The sequence below is a fragment of the Mangrovibacterium diazotrophicum genome, from assembly GCF_003610535.1.
Lineage (GTDB): Bacteria > Bacteroidota > Bacteroidia > Bacteroidales > Prolixibacteraceae > Mangrovibacterium > Mangrovibacterium diazotrophicum.
On sequence record NZ_RAPN01000001.1, the window covers coordinates 2,846,257 to 2,866,375 of the forward strand.

General features: G+C 47.5%; 4 protein-coding genes. All 4 read right to left on the reverse strand.

The window, feature by feature from the left end; genetic code table 11:
- Positions 1–133 precede the first annotated feature (133 nt).
- On the reverse strand, positions 134–2,890 hold the full coding sequence (locus BC643_RS11250) for a DUF3352 domain-containing protein (protein ID WP_120273178.1): 2,757 nt from the start codon (positions 2,888–2,890) through the stop codon (positions 134–136).
- Positions 2,891–3,032: 142 nt separating this feature from the next.
- Positions 3,033–4,292 (reverse strand): peptidase U32 family protein, encoded by a 1,260-nt coding sequence (locus BC643_RS11255; RefSeq protein ID WP_120273179.1) that lies wholly within the window; start codon positions 4,290–4,292, stop codon positions 3,033–3,035.
- 220 nt (positions 4,293–4,512) lie between these two features.
- Positions 4,513–12,054: a T9SS outer membrane translocon Sov/SprA gene (gene sov / locus BC643_RS11260; protein WP_147377200.1), complete on the reverse strand. Its 7,542-nt coding sequence runs from the start codon at positions 12,052–12,054 to the stop codon at positions 4,513–4,515.
- Positions 12,055–12,560: 506 nt separating this feature from the next.
- Entirely contained in the window at positions 12,561–20,102 is a 7,542-nt protein-coding gene (gene sov / locus BC643_RS11265; protein ID WP_147377201.1) for a T9SS outer membrane translocon Sov/SprA, read from the reverse strand.
- Positions 20,103–20,119 lie beyond the last annotated feature (17 nt).

Here is a 20,119-nt window from a genome sequence, read left to right on the forward strand (position 1 = left end):
GTTCTAGTTGTATCTACGCCGGATTTCAAATTAAGATACTTTTGTCTTAATTTATTTTTCGACGGAATGCGACCACATCGCTAGATCGCCCGCAGAACGTGCGACACACTAGATTTTAAAAAGCCAGAAGTGACTAATCGACCTTGTAATTGAAGAAGCTATTATCCTCGTTACCAACGAGAAGGTTGAAATAAGGATTTCCGCGGGTCATGTACCCAATGCTGAAATCGGTGTTCCCCTGCAACGGGAAGCCATTGTACAGCTTGCCATCGGAATTGACCAGATACACCCGGTTTTCGCCTTTGCACACCACCCCTACTTTTTTGTTGTTACCCGAGAAAGTGTAAATGTTCGGCCGGTTGGTAATCGGACTCGGGAATTCGCGGTCCATAATGTCTTTGCCCCTGTCGGAAAAAGCGTAAAGTTCTTTGCCGTCTGCAATGACAAAGTCCGATTGCCCGTCGTTATTCAGGTCTTCCGCCACAAAGAAGTGGTTGCTGCTAAACTTGCCCAAATCGACTGTTTTAGACTCGCCATTGAAATACTGAAGATGTACAATTCCCTTCACATCGGTTGTTGCAAGTGCAAATTGTCCGGCTTTAACCAAGTAGAGGTTGTTGCCCGAGTGTTCGAAATTATCGGTTGTTTTCACCCGAATACTCCCCTGACGGTCGAAAATATAGGTTTTATAGCGATCGGCACAAACAATGTAATCTTTGCCATCGACACGGAAATGCTGCAGCTGATCGGTGACCGTACCATCTGTTTTTTCAGGCTTCCACCCTTCAACGAGGCTTCCGTTGCGATCGTAGCCATAAATCTGCTTGTTCTCGCAGGCTACAAAATAGCGGTAATCTTTGTTGTTATCGTAGTCGCACACCGCCACGCCGTTGGTTGCCGGGGCCCGGAATGCAACCGGGAATTTACCCACGTGATTGCCGTTGCGGTCAATCAGGTATAGCTTGTCTTTTGTATTGAACAGGTACTGCAACTTCCCGTTTCGGTAAAGATCGACCTGGTAAACGTCGCCCAGGATTTTCTCAGAAAGCTTAATTTTCCACAAACGAACACCTTCTTTGTTGATCAGGTAGAGGTTGTTCTTATTATCCTGAACGATCACCTCTTTATTCATGCGATCGTTGTGATTGGTCACAATCTGCGGCTTGATCGAAACTGTCGTATCCAGCTTACTTTGCCAAACGGTTTGCGGTTCTTCTTTCATCACCGGATCGAAGCGCAAATAAAGATTGTTAAGGAACGCTCCGGAGTTGGGTGCAATTTGCCATCCCAAAGCATAAAACTTGCGGAACAACTGCTCATATTCCTTCACTGTAGCAAAGGATTCCTCGTTCATGTAAAGGGCTCCAAGGTTGAATGCTTTCGAAAAGTTGATGTAGCAATACACGCTCGAACGCGAAGCCATTTGCTGATGGAATTTCCGGAAATTAACGTCTTTCGCCAGGGTTGACGACAACACCAAATCGTGAATATAACTTTTCAAAGCCGCTTCGTTATTCGCAAAAATCAGGTAGTTGTCGTAGAAGCAGAGATAATTGCAATCCACTGCCGAGAATACTTTTCCGAAGAGCAAGCCGGCAAGCTCTTTCACCGGAAATTCATAGATCGAATAGGCCACGTCTTTTTGAAGCTGATATTTCGACTCTGTTTCGGCAAGCGTTTTCTTATTGACTTTGGCGAAATTTTCCAGGATCGGAAGAATCAACTCCTTCGCTGCCGACTGGCTTTTCACTTTCGCAATGAAGAAACGGTTTTGAGTTGGATCGTTTTGCAAAACCGGGCCAAAAGCCATGGCAAAGTCGTTATCCGATACCTCCCCGAAAAGTGCAGTCAGGCTCTTCTTACCGGTTTTTTCAAAATTAATCAACGAGGTTTCGCGGTTATAGAAATCGCTTCCCTGTTTTTTCAGGAATTCAACGTAATCTTCCTCAAAACGGGAATAGCTATCGAGGTTGAAATTGATAAACAAACTGGTATTCGACGACAGTGCCTCATCCATGTGAAAACGCTGCCCTTCCTGTTTGCGCAAAACCGAGAGAAAATTATCGTAGGTATCCGCTGTAAAACTAAATCCGTTCAACCAAAACTCATTCCCTTTGGCGGTCACATCCAATTCGTTCCAATCCGAAAAGTTGGCAAATTCACGAATGAATTTACGAAGCTCAGGCGTCACAACACGTTCCAAAAGCACCGAGATTTTCTTCTGATTGACAAACAAGTTAAAAGTTGAGCTGGAACTGACCGTGCTGTATAATTGCTTGAACTGATCCTGCGTCAACAGGTTTTCAGAGCTAATCTGCCGAATACCTTCTTCTACAAAAATGGCATTACGGCTCAACAGAAAAATTCCTTTCGACTCCGCAAAATAGCAACCTCCATTTGGGCCCTGAAAGTGATAAATCTCCTGCCCGTCGTAATCACGCTTGTTCAGTTTACCGGATCCGGCTTGTTGCCGTTGTTTAAAAAAGCTGATCATGCCCTCGCGCTCTGCCCTGTTCTTCAAACTAAAGGCAAACAGCGCTTCCACCCCGGTTTTTCCTTCCGGGTTGAAGGCAATCAAAACCGACTTGCTTTGGATGGTTTGACGAAGCGTCTCATCTTCGCTCATCAGGTTTTCAATATCGTCGATATCTTTCCAAAAGCCTTTCAGAAATTCGGCTCCGCGCAGTTCTTCTGTCATCGGGTTACCCGACTTGCACTCCCTCAAAAAAGATTTCAGTTCAGGAACCTCAACAACCAGGGGCGTACGAACCGGAATCGACTGAAATGCCGAATTCTCGGAGTAGCTGGTTGTTTCCCTGGCCATAAAGTACCAGGTTAATCCTAAAGCGACGATCAAAACAACAAGAAGAGGGAGAAGAAACTTACGCATACCACTGGCTTTTAGTCAAAAATAGAAAGTTTGGCAGGATTTATAAAATGAAACTGTCCCCTTAAACCAAGAATTACATAGAATTAAGGTGAAACATAATTTCCGAACGACATTTTTAACCGATCAACACCGAATCGCAATTTTACTTGCGATGTTTAACTTCGCTCGCCGGCACAATCTTATAAAGTTTGTCCGAACGCCGGATTTTCTCCGAAAGTTTAACCGAGAAAAGTTCGCCTTTCTTCGTTTCCTGCACCGGTTTCAAATCCACCCGGATCTCGTCAATAACAGTTTCGATGACACCTGAGCTTGGGCCGGTAACCAATATTTTGTCGCCCACTTTCAGCGAGCCTGTTTCCATTTTAAACTCGGCCACACCAATATTGGGGAAATAGTTCATGCCCTTTCCGATGTACATTTTGCGTTCGGTAGCCAGCGATCCGTAGTTTGCGCTCCACTCGCCCAAGCGTTGTCCCAGGTAGTAGCCGTCCCAAAAGCCACGATTGAAAACCGTTTGCAAACGAGTATCCCATTCCTCTATTTTTTCTTCGGTAAAGTTACCTTCAAAATAGGCGTCAACCGCTTCGCGATAGCACTGCACCACCGTTTTCACGTACTCGGGTGCCCGGGCACGTCCTTCCACCTTCAATACCGAAACACCGGCATCGAGCAGTTTATTCAGGAAATGAATGGTCTTCAAATCCTTTGGCGACATGATGTATTCGTTGTCAATCTCGAGTTCAGCGCCGGTTTCTTTGTCAGTCACCGTGTAGGCCCGGCGGCAGGTTTGCATGCAGCTTCCGCGGTTAGCCGAACTGCTCATTTCGTGCAAGCTGAGGTAACATTTGCCCGACACCGCCATGCAAAGCGCACCGTGCACAAACATCTCAATCTGGATCAGCTCGCCTTTGGGGCCGCGAATATCCTGTTCCTTGATCTTGCGGCTGATTTCAGCCACCTTCTCCATGTCCATTTCGCGCGCCAGCACCACCACATCGGCAAACTGCGCGTAAAATTTCACAGCCTCAAAGTTTGTAATGTTCACCTGTGTTGAAATGTGAACTTCAACACCAACCGAACGGGCATATAAAATGGCTGAGATATCGCTGGCAATAATAGCCGAGATCCCGGCTTCCTTGGCAGCGTTGATCACTTCGTGAAGCTTGTCCAGCTCATGATCAAAAATGATAGTATTGACCGTCAGGTAGGTCTTTACGCCGTGGCTGTGCGCCTTTTCGGCAATCGAACGCAAGTCATCCAAGGTGAAGTTATTGGATGAGCGCGAACGCATGTTCAGGCCTTCAACACCAAAATAAACAGAACCGGCACCTCCCTGAATAGCTGCAGCCAGTGACTCGTACGAGCCAACGGGCGCCATTATTTCTATATCTCGTCTTTCCATTTTTTCAACTGAATCGCCACAAAATTACATTTAATTTGACGACATGCCAAAGAAGAATTCTGCGGATGGTTTGCAAAAACAGCAAGCTGCCAGTAGATTCTCGGAGCATCGGAAGCACAAATCATCAAATTCCAACGGATCAAACACCAAATCCCAAACGGCCAATTGAATCGAATCGCTTTGGATTTTGGAATTTCGTTGTTTGGAATTTATACACCTACTACTGTGCCAAGGTGAAGCGAAAGCTCATCCCAAAGCTGGTGGTTGAGCTCGGATAAGATGACGAGGTAAAAGGATTATTGATGACTTTATCGTAGTACAGTTTCAGCTGAAACCGGTCGCTCAGTTGGTAATCTGCTGAAGTTTTCAAAGTAACTGCATTCTGCCCTGCCGACAATTGATCGTCCTCTTCGGCAATGTCCCGCAAAACGGTTTTGTTCTTTTTGAAGGACATATCAATTTTAATATTGAGGTCGTTCGAGTAGGCTTTCTGCCCGCTTTTGGATTTCAAAATCAGGTCCATTCTCGGGAAACGGTAGCCAAGCCCCACTGAAATCTCCCGACTCTGAACCTCTGTCAGCTGATCGGTTGAAAAACTCACCGTAAGGTTCCGGGTCCGGTTTATTTCAATACTCGTCGACAGGTCGTTCAGCCAGGTGACATCCAGGTTGATCAACGGATTCAATTGCTCCGTGATACTGACCGAACTGATATCGTATTGGGAGACAAAGTCGCCGGTTGAGCTGTTCATCACGTAACTCCAGCCATCGCCGAATTCGGTGTCATCGTAATCCAGGTTAGTTGAATAACTCCCGATGTTATAAGTAGAACGATAGGAATGGCTCAGGCTGATCGACTTGGCAACCCGGTTCAAGCCTTTAATTTTCGAAACCAGACCATCGTAAGTAATCCGCCAGTTTGGCCGCAGGTATTTCAACGAGGGCAAAGGGTTAAGCGAAACTTTGTCGGGCGACTGCCCGGTGTAAGCGGCAATAAAAGCAGGAATCAACACTTCCTGCGATGTTGGCCCGTAGCCCCAGGGGAACTCGGTTTCGGGGTTGTTATCCTCCGGGTTGTAGCCAGCCTCTGCATTCGCTACTCTTCGGGCAGCCAGCCGCCGGGCAATGGTCTCGCGATAATCCAGCATGTTTTGATAGGCTTCCGGTGTTTCAACACTGGCGTCACCAATTTTCTCGAAAGCTGTTCGCCAGGTGTTGATTGACATGGTGAAGTTGCCGCTCACCGTCCGGTTTGAAGGATTGAAAACATCGTTTTCCACATCGTACAAATAGTATTCACTGGAGTTCTCCGAGGCTGAGCGACTTCCGCTCAAGTTCACATTTAGATTGGGGATCGGGACCAAGCTCGCCTGAAAACTCCAGGCCTCGTTATGGCTCATGATGTAGGGTGAATTGAGTGTCGTGTCTTTCGTAATCCAACCTTTCAAGGCTGCTTTGCGGGCAAAATCTTCGTCCTGCCATCCAAACAAAAATGGCAGCCCCGGCGCGTTGGTCGATGCAATTTCACCAAACATGGAAGGATCAGGATCGTAATGCGCTGAGCCGAAAACGGAGGGCTCCGGCATGAATCCCGGTAGGACTGTCCCGTCGGAAGATGAATAAACCGCACTGAAACTCTTCAACATCATCGCCGTCCGCGCCGAATACTGAGCAGCATTGTAGAGCCAGTTGTTTTCGATTTTGCGCTTTCCGTTAATCTCAACCTGCGCCTTATCAATCGGTTTGCGACTTTGAATACTCACCTCATTTTCGTTCAGCACCTTGGTTGTCACGCGAACTTGCAACCCTTCCTCATCAAAAACCTTCACCTGAACATCTTTGGTTTTTAAGTGGTGATGAATAACCGTTTCCTGATTCGCCTCAACCGGAACTTTTTTGTCCTTGTACGAAACCTCCCGAATGCGAACATCGGGCATTTGCGTTTGGCGGCTTTCTGCTGCCTTGGCACGGGCACTCGAGCTACGGGCCGAACTTGTTCCTGTTCCAAAACGTTGGTTCACGCTTTTCAGAAACGGAACTTTATTGTACAGCGTGTTAAAGTTCAGCTGCGCATTTCCCTGCATCACCCTTGTGTTTTCAATCACGTTCCCCAACTCAACCGTTTCATCGGTCACCGAGCCGGCCGTCCAATCGTAGCCAGCCTGGTAGCGCGCAGTGGCGTTAGTCCAGTTTAAGAGGTCAATTTTATTCAACGGCAACTGGTAAGTCACATTCAGCACATGGTTGTATAAAATCGGTCGCCCCAGATTCAGCAAGTTCGACAGGATCGAGTCCTTCTTCAGCTGGTAATCGTCATCCGATTTATTGATCACCCCTTCCGGCTCGTCAATCCGGGCCGTTCCTTCCGACGAAAAACTAACGATCAGCGATTTGGTCAGATTATACCGCAAGTTGAAACTCCGCTTCCAAAGAAAATCTTTGTTCACCGTAACCGGAACCTCCACATCCGGATCAGTCACATTCCGGGTTTGTGTTTCATTGTAATATCGGTACAGGTTGTTGATGTACGAAATCTGCGTTGGCATCAACGAAAAGTTGAAATCGCGAATCAGGCGGAAAGCATTCCCCTTTAACAGGTTTACTTTTTTAAAGGGTTCGTACACTTTCGGACGATTATTATAAACGTAGCTCAAAATCAACCGATAGCTCTTCTCAATGTCGTATTCGGTGTACACATCCCGATCCAGCTGCTTGTTGTAAGAAAACGATACCGAGAAATTAGCAGGGTCAATCAGGCTAGTTTTATTATCCTTTCGAATCTTCTTATCCACTTTCACATTGTTAAAAATAATGCTGCTCGATTTGGAATAGGTTTGCATGAGGTTCTTCAGTGAGTCTTTTTCCGATTTTGAACTGGCATTCGCCAGGGTCTCCGACATGGTCACATCGGGATCGAGCGGGTTGTAATACGGGTTGCTCACACTTTTCGAAAGGTTCAGAAAAACCGGGATCTTCACCTGCGCTTTCGACGGGAAAAACTTACCCATATCAAAATTACCGGTGATATCGTAGGTGCTCACATCCTCATCCGAGCGCTCGCTGACGCTTTCGTCAATACTCCCGAAACCGGCAGAAGTATGGCTTCCGGCAAAAGTAACTGTTCCAAAGTCGGCCAGCTTAGCCGTCGTTCTCACATTTGCCGCCCAACCGCCGTTGTCCTCCAGCCCGGTTAAACGAAGCTCATCCGTCCAAACCTCAACCGATTTGTCGGTAGTTTGCAAGGTTGACGATTTATGCCGAATCCCCAGCATCATCACCTGCACATTGCCCAGGTTGGGACTACCTTTAATTTTCACCAGATTTTTGCCGTCGTTCCAATCATCGTGCGCCACTTCATACACATCGGTGAGCGATAAAGTCGAGCCACTTTCGCGCATGTCTGCATTCCGCGCCAACTTGGTGTTGGTAAACAAGGTGAACGGAATATTGATCCGGTTTTCGTCGGGCCACACAATGTAGCGGTCGGATTCGAGATTCCCGTTGTAGCTTCCGGCGGGCGTTAGTTTCAACGGAAGTTCGTACTCGTAGTAGTTGTCGTTGTAATCCGATCCGAGGCGCATGAAAAAATAGAGGTCATCGTCATCCAGATCTGATCCTTCAATTGCTTCGGCATGCACTTCCAGCTTCAACCGCTTGTAGGGTCGAAAATCCAGGTTGATATTTTTGTATGCAGCGCGCGAATCGCCTTGTTCCAAGTCCTCAACTTTCAGCAACAGCGATTGCTCATCCTCCTGCACCAGGTACGAACTACTGTAGTCGACCTCCCGTTCAATATCGGGCGGCAAAATATAGTTAACCGGTTCCTTCTGGCTGTTTTCCTCGATGTTTACAGCCGAAACTTCAAACGAGGTACTGGCTCCCAGGTTTGCGCTATTGTCTTCCAGGTTATCGCTGTATTGGCGCCATTCTGCCCTAACCAAATCCAGCGTTGCCAGGCGCAAAAAGGTTGGCTGCTCGAATCCCCGCATAAACATCCGGATAAAACGAATCGACGAAAAATCTCCAATATCACCGACAACCTCATCCGGCGAGTCAATCGGAATTTTAAACTGATACCACTTCACATCGCTCACTTGACCATTGGCCAGTTCAACGCTGGCAGTGCGAACATCGCTGATGTTATTCTGCCCAACCACCATGTCTTCTGGTCGCAGGCTAACGTGATACTGAAAGTAATTCTCCGTTTCGCTCAGCGTATTATCATCGTTAATATCCTCGCAGTTGGGCGTGGTTGATGCAGAGGTTGAATAAGACTCGGGCGAATACGAAGCCGGAACCGAGTTTCCCTCCGGCCCGTTGTATTTCTTATAGCGGTCCAGGATACTCAGCTCATTCTGGTCGTAATCGCTTCCCCTGAAATAGTGATAATCATCGGCTGACGGGTCCGTTGCAATTTCCTCATAGGCCGACTGAGACGTGATATTCTGGACGCTCTGCAAATACTGATCATGAAAAGTCATCTCATCTGCATCCGACAAGCCGTCGAAACCAACATCCTGGTTCAGGATCGTCTCGTCATCACTTACAAAAGCCGTGGTAAGTTGGTTTTGGGTTGAAACCCGCCCCCAAACAGTGGTGTCAACATCAGTAATCAATGCCGATTCCGGCAGACCATTCTCAAATGACTTGTAAGAATCTTTGAGGACGTCTTCGGAAATATCACCCAGGTTGAAATACAAATCTCCACCGGTGTCCGTTCCGTCATCGTTATTCACAAACGGGTCCATCATCCAAAAAGAGATGTATTCGATGTTGGCCGATTCGAAATCGGTCGTTGTGATTTCCCGCATAATTCCCCCCCAACGAGTCGTTGGTTCGGCCAATGTCCCGTCCGGGTTCAAACCCGATGAATAGGAAGACGAGTTTAAATCGAAGTTGTACGGCCCCCGCTCATTCGGATAAAACGCCATGTTCAATACGGAGAGTATGGAGGTTTCTCCCGCATCGAGCTCCTTGTCGGGATAAATTTCCTGCACGTATACCTCGCGCACCAGGTTGTCCGACTGTTGCTCCGTGTCCTGTTTGATATGCGAAGGTGTGAGTGTGGTGTTGCGCAAAAACAGCGGATCGATATTGTACCAGGCAAAACGGGCACGGTTATATCCGTAGGCCAAATCGTCGTAAAGGTCGCCTTCGGGAAACAGATCCGACTGCCCCTGCGGCGTACTGGCCAACACCCAAGCCTGACGGGCACTGAGATCGATATCTGTTTCCGACGCTTCAAAATCGTCAATGTAGACCGTCCCGTCAGTTGCACTGGATTCGCCGACAATCAGCTTGGCAACCTCAGCCTGCACAGCAATCGACGACTTTTCCTTGGTCTCCAGAAAAGGTAATTTGTCGACCAGGTTGGTCAGGAACTGCGACTCGGTTGTATAATTCAAATCGAGCCCCAGCATGGTGTTGGAGACCGGTTCACTGCCGTAATTCACTTTTTGCGAGATGGGAGTTTCGTTGAGATAAAGGGCTGTTGCTCCCAAATTGAAATTGTCCGAAAAAGCATAGTTCATGTGCGTCCCCAACAAGGTTTTCGTTTGCACCGAATACAAATCCTGGCTTTCCACCGAAATCTGGAGACTAGATCCGGAATCTAAATAGGTCGGGTTAATAATCTTCACCCTTCCCAACGTGTAGTCGACCGTGTAATCAACATACTCCGTCAGTGTAACCCCGCCGGAGGTGACGGTAACCGAACCTTGTGCCAGGTTGATCGTCCCCAGGGAGATCTCGGAACTGGATGATCCGGAATAGGTTCCTTTCAGCTTGTACTTGTCGTGCTCGGCATCCTGCTTGGCATAGGTTTTCGTCGTATCGTACAAACTTTGATAGCCGTACTTTTCCTTGTAAATACTACTGTTCATCTGGTTGGTCAGGTAGCTGCCGAAAGGCTCCAGACATGGAAAAATGATGCGTCCTTTCTCGGCTTGCACGGTAATACCGTCAACAAAATCGAAAGCCCCGTTACTTCCCTTATCCAGATTGGCATCCAGGTTATCCAGGTTTAAAACACTCAGCAGCGTTTTGCCCGCCAGGTTCGACGACGGCAAATAATTGACATAGCTTCCGGTAGAGTCGCTCAAAACAGTGACATTCATAACAAAGTCATCGCTGTTCAAATCGTAAGCATCCAGGCTGTAAACGTTCTTCATCATCAGGTCCCAGGTCGGCAATGTCGGCGTAAAACTCGTTCCTTTCAGCAACTTCACCACCAGCACGCCGGGCGAAGTTACTTCGGAAGCAAACTCCCCGACCTGGTAGGTCTTGCCGTTAGCGGTGTAGTTGTAAGCAACCGCCAGCACCTCATCCGAATTCAAGGCCGAATTCAGCGAGATGTAGCCCAAATTTGTGTTGATCGTGTATTCCGAAGAACTCAGTTGTCGCGCTTGTTGCACCTTCTCGTAATCTTTACCCGACTTAAATCCATAAGATGAAAAAGCCGACATCGTCTTTGTTATCGACGATACGGTTCGGATATCGGAATAGTCCTCGGTAATGGAACTGTACATTTGGTTGGCATCATTGTACGGATAAACGCTTTCCGGGTACGTGTGCCCGGCCTGCTCCTGAAAGGAAGGAACCGAATTATAAATGTTATCGTCGTGTTCGCCAAGATCCATTAAGGCCAGAATATTTCGTGCGCTGGTGTAGCTCCCCGACTTGTTCGTCACCCAAACTTCAATTTTGTTGATGGTGATCGCCGAATTGACAACCGGCATATTTTTCAGGGCATTGTCGTAGGTATCGCGGAAGTACTGCGAGAGAAAAAAGTGCTTGTTCGCATCGTAGTCCGAAGCATCAATCTCGAAAGTCGTTGTTTGCGCGCCGCCTTCAACCTGTATGGTTTTGGTTTCGCCTTTACTCTGCGACAGCACAGTCGACACACTCAGCTTCCCGAACTGCATATCGGTGCGCACACCAAACAGGTTGGTTGCTCCTTTAATCAGGCTTCCATTCAGGGGGAGCGAAACATTGCCCGCCTCTATTTTTTTGATGATTTCGTCTTCATCGCCCGAATAATCGAGCTTCATTTTGTTCTCGTAATCGAATGTCGCTTCGGTGTTGTAGTTCACCTGCATCTTCATTTTGTCGCCGATGCTACCCGTCAGGTTCATCTGAATTTTCTGGTCGAAGTCGAAGGTAGGTACCTTGCGCTGACGTTCAGAAAGCGACGGATTATCGACCGTGTTCACCTGGTAACCAAAACTGACTTCCACAAAACCCTGGGTCCGGATGTCAATGTTATTCCCGCCGAAAATCTTGTTGAATGCCTCGCCGTTCACCGTCAAACTCGGGAACAAACCTCCCTGCCCCGTCGTTTCCTGTTCTGCAGATTTGGTTCTCCAATAATTCCGAATGGAGTTCTGCATGTCGTAACGGATATATTCCTGAAGTGACAAAACTTTGGGCAAGCGATAATCGAAATCACCAACTTTTTCAGTCAAAATGTATTGCCCGGTTACCGGATCGTATTCAACTTCAGTTCTGATATTGGAAGGTTTCTTCAGGTAAATCGCCGACTGCTGGCTTGAATCGGCGTACTCAAACGCCTGCTCATCTTCGAAAGGGTAAACCAGCACACCGGTTGTGTCCAGTCCTGCCGAAACCTGGTTCACGGAATCCATAGGTGCAAATGGGAAATCCGGCTTTCCAGCCGAACGACCGGTAGCCACAAAAGTTGAAGCGATAGCCAAAACTCCGGCTAAAACCATCTTGACCGATGAAATTCGTCCAATTGTTTTCAACACCTTTCTCCTTCTGCAAAATAGTGCGCCAATCGCTGGCGAAAACCCCAACCCTGTTTTTCAGAAGGTTGTCGATCCGAGACCTATTTCGCCTTTAACTTGCTTTCTGTTTTTCCTGTAAATCGCGGGTATTACTGATGCTGAAAACGCACTTCAGAAGCTGGTATTGTATGCGAAAATCGTCGAAATCGAACACTCAAAAAGCCTATTTACAATTGAAAATCAATCAATTGATCATAACCATAGAGATCAAACAACAAAGATGTTCGCTGATCAACCTAATTCAATTTGATAGATTAAATCACCCTAAATAAAAGGCATTCAACTGTATTATAATAAAATATGATAAATCAGAGGCATTTTATTATGACAACTATTGCTGTGGAAAAATGAATAGAGGAAAAGATTTGTAGTAAATAATATCACAAGATATTAGTTTACATAACTCATCAGATAAAGAGATTGAAAAAAATTCAAAAAATTTTACTGGTGTAATTTGCCCGCATCTATTGGGCCAAAGTGAAGCGGAAGCTCATACCAAAACTGGTGGTTGCCGTTGGGAAAGCGGAGGAAGTGAAAGGCTTGTTCACAACTTTATCGTAATACAAACGCAACTGGAAACGGTCGCTCAACATGTAATCAGCCGTTGTTTTCAAGGTAACTGCATTCTGACCTGCAGTCAGCTGGTTATCGTTTTCTTCCAGCTTCCGGAGTATCGTTTTGTTTTTACGCAATGCCAGGTCGGCCCGAATATTCAGGTCGTTCGAGTAGGCTTTTTGGCTACTTTTCGATTTAATAATTAAATCCATGCGCGGGAAACGGTAGCCAAAGCCAAACGAAATCTCGTTGCTCAACACTTCGGTCAACTGGTTATTGGCAAAGTTCAGCGTCAGGTTACGGGCACGTTTAATTTCAACCCGTGTCGACATGTCGTTCAACCAGGTCACATCCACGTTAATCAGCGGGCTGAACATCTCTGAAATACTGACCGAATTGATATCGTATTTCGAAACGAAGTCGCCGTTCAACTCATTCATCTCGTAACTCCACCCGTCACCAAAAGATTGGTCGTCGTAGTTGAGATTGGTAATGTACGAACCGATGTTGTAGGACGAGCGGAACGCATGATTCAGGTTCACCGACTTAGCCACCTTATTCAATCCCTTAATTTTTGAAACGACACCGTCGTAGGTAATTCGCCAATTTGGCCGCATGTATTTCAAGGACGGGAACGGGTTCAGCGAAACTTTCTCAGGCGCCTGACCTGTGTATGCCGCGATAAAGGCCGGTATCAACACCTCCTGCGAAGTTGGTCCGTAGCCAACAGGGAATCCTGTTTCCGGGTTGTTGTCACCGGGAACGTAACCAGCCTCGGCATTCGCAACACGTCGGGCATCCAACCTCCGGGCAATGACCTCGCGATAATCCAGCATATTTTGGTAAGCTTCCGGAATCTCGACACTGGCATCGCCAACTTTCGAGAAGGCAGTACTCCAGGTATTCACCGACATGGTGAAGTTCCCCTTCAACGTGCGGTTTTGAGCGTTGAAGTCGCCGGTATTGATATCGTAGATGTAATATTCACTGGCATTTTCAGAGAACGATCTGTTGGCTTCCAGGTCGATCCGCAGGAATGGAATTGGTTCCAGGTTTGCGCGGAAAGCCCAGGTTTCATTGTGACTCATCACATAAGGTGCATTCAGGGTTGTGTCTTTGGTAATCCAGCCTTTCAGCGCAGCCTTGCGGGCAAAGTCATCATCCTGCCATCCGAACAGGAACGGGAATCCCGGAGCACTGGTCGAGGCAATCTGCCCAAACATCGCCGGATCCGGGTTATAATGTCCCGAACCGAAAATAGCCGGTTCAGGCATAAATCCGGGCAGTAAAGTACCATCCGAAGAAGAATAGGTTACATTAAAGTTTTTCACCATCATCGCGGTGCGGGCCGTGTATTGGGCAACCGTGTACATCCAGTCATTTTCAATGCGGCGCTTTCCGGTAATCTCAATGCGCCCGGCATCAATATCGGAACGGGACTGGAAGCTAACCTGGTTTTCATCGATCACTTTTACGGTGCCCCTCACCTGCTGCCCTTCCGCATTGTATACTTTCACCTGAACATCGGTGGTCTTTAACTTATGGTTGACAACCTTCGCTGCGTTGGCTTCAAACTTAATCCGATTGTCTTTGAATTCCACATCGCGGATGCGGAACTCGGCTTTGCTCTGAGCCTGAGAACTGGCCATCCGGGCACGGGAACTCGAGCTTCTGGCTGAGCGGCTACCCCCTCCGAATTTCTGGTTCACCTCTTTCAGGAAGGGAACTTTATTGTACAGGTTGATGAACGAAGCCTGACCGTTGAACTGCATCACGCGCGAGTTTTCCATCACGTTACCCAACTCAATGGTTTCATCGGTAATAGTACCGGCCGTCCAGTCGTACATCGCCTGGTAGCGTCCCGTTGCCGTCACCCAGTTTAGCAGATTGATTTTATTAATCGGCAGCTGATAAGTTGCATTCAGCACGTGATGATAAAGCACGGGGCGTCCCAAATCAAAAAGGTTTCGAAGAATCGAGTCCTTCTTCAACTGGTAGTCATCATCGTTGCGGTTGATTCGGCCCAGCGGCTCATCAATTCGTGCTGTTCCCTGCGATGAAAAATCAATTTTCAACGAACGGGTCAGGTTGTATCGTAAATCGAAATTCCGGCGCCAGATAAAGTCTTTTTCCACTGTCAATGGAATTTTCAGATCCGGGTTCGAAATATTGCGTGTTTGAACTTCTTTGTAGTAACGGTACAACTCGTTTCTGTACGAAATCTGGGTCGGCATCAAGTAGAAGTTGAAATCACGAATCAAACGGAATGCATTCCCCCGGAGCGCCTTCGTTTGCCGGAAAGGCTCATAGAGTTTCGGCCTGTTATTGAAATTGTAACTCAGAGCCACGCGGTAACTTTTTTCGACACTGTAGGCTGTATTCACATCTCGGTCCCGCTGCTTGTTAAAGGCAAAAGAGCCGGAGAAGTTCGTCGGATCCCAAAGTTTCGGTGTTCCCGACTTATTCATTTTATCCACCTTCACATTATTCAGCACAATGGTCGTTCGCTTCGAATAATCCTGCGCCATTCGTTTTATCGAATCGCGCTCCGACTTCGTTTCGGCGGCAGCCAAGGTCTGTTCCATCGTAATATCCGGGTTCAGCGGATCGTATTCCGGGTTGCTCACGCTTTTCGAGACACCAACGTAAAGTGGAATTCTCACCTGAGCTTGTTTCGGGAAGAAACGTCCGAGCTCGAAGTTCGAAGAAATATCATATTCGGTCAGGGCCTCCTGCGAACGTTCATTGGCGTTTTGATCAATACTTCCAAAACCAACCGAACGATGTCGTCCGGCAACCACTACCGATCCAAAATCGGCCAAGCGAGTCGAAACACGCATATTGGCAGCCCAGCCTCCATTGTTATCCAGTTCGCTCAAACGCAGTTCATTGGCCCAAACTTCAATCGACTTTGGAGGAGTTATCAAGGTTCCCGCTTTATTCCGGATCCCCATCATCATCACCTCAACATAGCCCAGGTTTGGATTACCTTTTACCTTAATCAGGTTCTGGTTATTGTTATAATCTTCATGAACAAGTTCATATATATCAGTCAACTGCAAGTTCGAATCCGCCGACCTCATGATGGCATTGCGCTCCAATTTTGCATCGGTGAAAATTGAAAGCGGGATATTAATCCGGTTTTCGTCAGGCCAAACAGCTATTCGGTCCGCTTCAATGCTACCGTTGTAAACACCCGGATCAGTCAGCTTCAGCGGAACTTCGTATTCGTAATAGTTGTAATTATAATCCGATCCCATCCGAATGAAAAAATACAAGTCGTCATCCTGTAATTCTTCCCCCTCAATCGCTTCTGCGTGAACTTCCAGCTTCAGTCGTTTGTACCGACGGAAATCCATGTTGATCGATTTGTAAGCAGCACGGGCATCGCCTTGTTCAAGGTCCGTTACTTTAAGAGTCATCGACTGTTCATTCAGCTGCAACAACTGAGCGTTTGCAGGGTCAATCACCCGGTCAATTCCCGGAGGCAACACATAATTGACCGGCTGGCGATCGCTGTTTTCTTCAATGTTGACAGCAGAAACATCGAATGTCGTATTTGTTCCCAGGTTATTGCTGTTCTCTTCCAGATCGTCGGTGTATCGGCGCCAGTCGGCCCGAACCAGATCCAAAGTTGCAAAACGCAAAATCACAGGATCCTGGAATTGGCGCAGGAACATACGCATGAAACGAATAGACGAGAAATCAGAAATACTTCCGACCGTCGCTTCCGGCTGTTTCACCGGAACCTTAAACTGGTACCATTTTACCTCTCCCACATTCCCGTTAGCCAAGGTGACCCGGGCAGTACGGACATCGGTAATGTAGTTGTTCCCCAACTGCATATCGCCCGGGCGGATACTCAAACGGTACTGATAGTAGCGCTCGTATTCGCTCAAGGTATTATCATTGTTAATGTCCTCTCCATCCGGTAAAGTTGAAGCAGACGTTGTGTACGACTCGGTTGAGCGGGAAGCCGGCCGCGAGTTACCTTCAGGGCCATTGTATTTTTTATAACGATCGAGGATACTCACCTCATCATTGTCATAGTCGGTTCCGCGATAATAGTGATAGTCGTCCCCCGAGGGGTCTTCGGCAAAATTCACATAGGTCTGCGGATCCAAAATATTTTTAAGGACAGCCAGATAGCCGTCGTAAAAACTCTGTTCATCTGTGTCCGACAAGCCATCGAAACCAACATCCTGACGAAGAATCACATCCGGATCGGTCACAAAGCTTTTGGTGATTTGGGTTTTGGTTGAAACACGCCCCCAGATAGTTGTGTCAACATCCGAGATCAAATCCGTTTCCGGCAATCCATTTTCATAAGACTTCCGGGAGTCTTTCAGGACGTCTTCAGAAATATCACCAAGATCAAAATACAGATCCCCTCCGGACATGGTGCCGGTACTGTCGTTCACAAAAGGATCCATCATCCAGAACTCGATGTATTCGATATTCGCCGCTTCAAAGTCGGTTGTTTCAATCTTCCGCATGATACCGCCCCAACGCGATTCCGGATCAGCCAGCGTACCGTCCGGGTTCAAACCGGCCGAATAAGGGCTCGGGTCGGTATCGAAGTTGTACGGACCGCGTTCTTCCGGGTAATAGGCCAAATCCAAAACCGAGATGTTTGTTGGCACACCAATTTCAACATCTTTGTCGGGCCAGATTTCCTGTTGATAAACCTCGCGCACCAAGTGATTGGACTGCTGGTCCAGGTCGTTTTTGATGTGCGATGGCGTTTGCGCGGTATTCCTCAGGAAGAGTGGGTCGATGACATACCAGGCTAGTTTTGCCCGGTTGAAACCGTAAGCCAGGTCATCGTCCAGATCCCCTTCCGGGAACAGCGATGGTTGATTCTGCGGCGTACTGGCCAGCATCCATGCCTGGCGAGCACGCAGGTCAATGGAAGTTTGCGTTGACTCAAAGTCATCGATATATACAGTACCATCCGTCACGCTCGAATTGCCGACAATCAACTTGGCGACTTCAGCCTCTACGGCAACCGATGATTTTTCTTTCGTCTCGATGAAGGGCAACTTATCGACCAGCCGCGTCAGCAACTGCGACTCGGTATTGTAGGTCAGATCCAAGCCGAGCATGGTGTTCGATATCGGATCTTCACCGTAATTCACTTTCTGTGTCAACGGGCGTTCGCTCATGTGCAAAACGGTACCCCCAAGGTTGAAGTTATCTGAGAATGCATAGTTCATATGCGTTCCCAGCAAAGTCTTTCGCTGAACCGAGAACAGGTCTTCACTTTCGGTAGAAACCTGAAGCGACGTTCCCGATTCAAGGTAAGTTGGGTTAATGATTTTTACCCGGCCAAGCGTGTAGTCAACTGTGTAATCCAAACCTTCGGTCAGTGTGATCCCCCCGGCTGTTACCTTTACCGATCCCTGTGCAAGGTTGACTGTTCCAAGGGAAATCTCGGAGCTGGATGCCCCGCTGTAGCTTCCTTTCAGCACGTATTTGTTGTGCTCTGCATCTTGTTGCGCGTAAGTTCTTGTTGAGTCGTAAAGACTTTGGTAAACGTATTTGTTGCGGTAAGCCTGATCTGTGATTGAATCGCCCAGAAAGCTGCCAAAGGGTTCGACAGATGGAAATACAATTCGTCCGGTTGACGACTGCACCGTCACCCCATCGATAAAGTCGAAAGCACCATTGCTACCCGGATCGAGCTGCGAATTGAGGTTATCCAGGTTCAACACATTCAGCAAAATGTGACCTTCCAGGTTCGACTCCGGCAAGTAGTTGATCAGCGTTCCGGTGGTTTCATTCTGGTATAGCACATGCAACTCAAAATCTTCACTGTTCAGCGAATAGGCATTCAGGTTGTAGATGTTCTTCATCATCAACTTCCAGGTAGGAAGTTTCGGCGACAAGTTGGTTCCTTTCAACAGTTTCAGCACCAAAGTTTCCGGTGCGTCAATCCCGTCAGTCGAAAATTCACCAACCTGGTACGTTTTTCCGTTTGCCGTGTAGTTGTAGGCAACCGCCAACACCTCGTCGGTATTCAAAGCCGAGTTCAGCGAGATGTATCCCAACTGAAGGTTCACGGTATATTCTGACGAGCTCAGTTTCCGCGCCTGTTCAATCTTCTCAAAATCCTGCCCGCCATTAAATCCGTAGCCCGAAAAACTGTTCATCGTTTTCGTGATCTGCGACACATCGCGAATGGCAGCGTAGTTGTCAATCAACTCGCGGTACATTTTATTCGCGTCGTTGTACGGATAGATGTTGTCCGGGTAGGGCAAACCGGTATTCCCTTCGAAACCGGGAACACTGTTGTAAATATTTTTGCTTTGTTCAGCCAGGTCCATCAGCGCCAAAATGTTTCGCGACTCGCTGTAATTACCCGACTTGTTGGTCACCCAAACTTCTATTTTGTTGATTGTAATCGCTGACTGAACCACAGGCAGGTTGCTCAAGGCTTTATCGTAAGTATCCCTGAAATATTGCGAAAGGAAGAAGTGGCGGTTGGCATCGTATTCCGACGCTTTCAACTCGAAAGATGTCTTCTGGGCTCCCCCCTCAATATCCACAACTTTCGTTTCACCCTTGTTTTGCGAGAAGATGGTCGAAACGAAAAGTTTGCCAAACTGCATGTCGGTTTTTACACCAAACAGGTTGGTGGCACCGGTTATCAGCGATCCGTTCAATGGCAATGACACGTTACCCGCTTCAACCTTCTTGATAATCTCATCTTCATCACCCGAGTACTCCAGGTTCATTTTGTTTTCGTAATCGAAGGTCGCTTCGGTATTGTAATTCACCCGCATCTTCATCTTTTCGCCGATGCTGCCGTTCACGTTCATCTGGATCTTCTGATCGAAGTCGAAGGAGGGAACTTTTCGCAGACGCTCGGGGATTGACGGGTTCTCGGTTGAATTCATCTGGTAACCGAAGCTGACTTCCACAAATCCCTGGGGACGAATGTCGATATTATTACCGCCAAAAATCCGGTTGAAAGCTTCTCCCCCTACCGAAAGACGAGGAATCAAGCCTTCGCGTAGTTCCTGATCCTGTTCTCCGGAACGTTGACGCCAGTAATTGCGGATTGAATTTTGAAAATCGTAGTGAACATATTCCTCAAGCGACATCGCCCTCGGCATGCGATAATTTATGTCACCGACCTTTTCGGTCATGATATACTGCCCTGTTACGGGGTCATATTCAACCTCTGTGGTAATATTTGAAGGTTGCTTCAGAAATAGCCCCGATTGGGACTCCGGATCGGAATAATCGAACTCTTTGCGGTCGTCGAAAGGGAAAATCAAGACACCCGTGGTATCAACTTCAAGGGTGTCAACCCAGCTTGAATCAGCCGTTTGTGAAAATTCTGAGGAACGCTGAGCATACTCAATACCCGGCACCGAAGTCCAGCCCATCGCCAGAACCCCCGCAAAAATGACCAGAAGTAATGAATTTCTCAGATATGTTTTCAATACCGCGCTTTATGAAA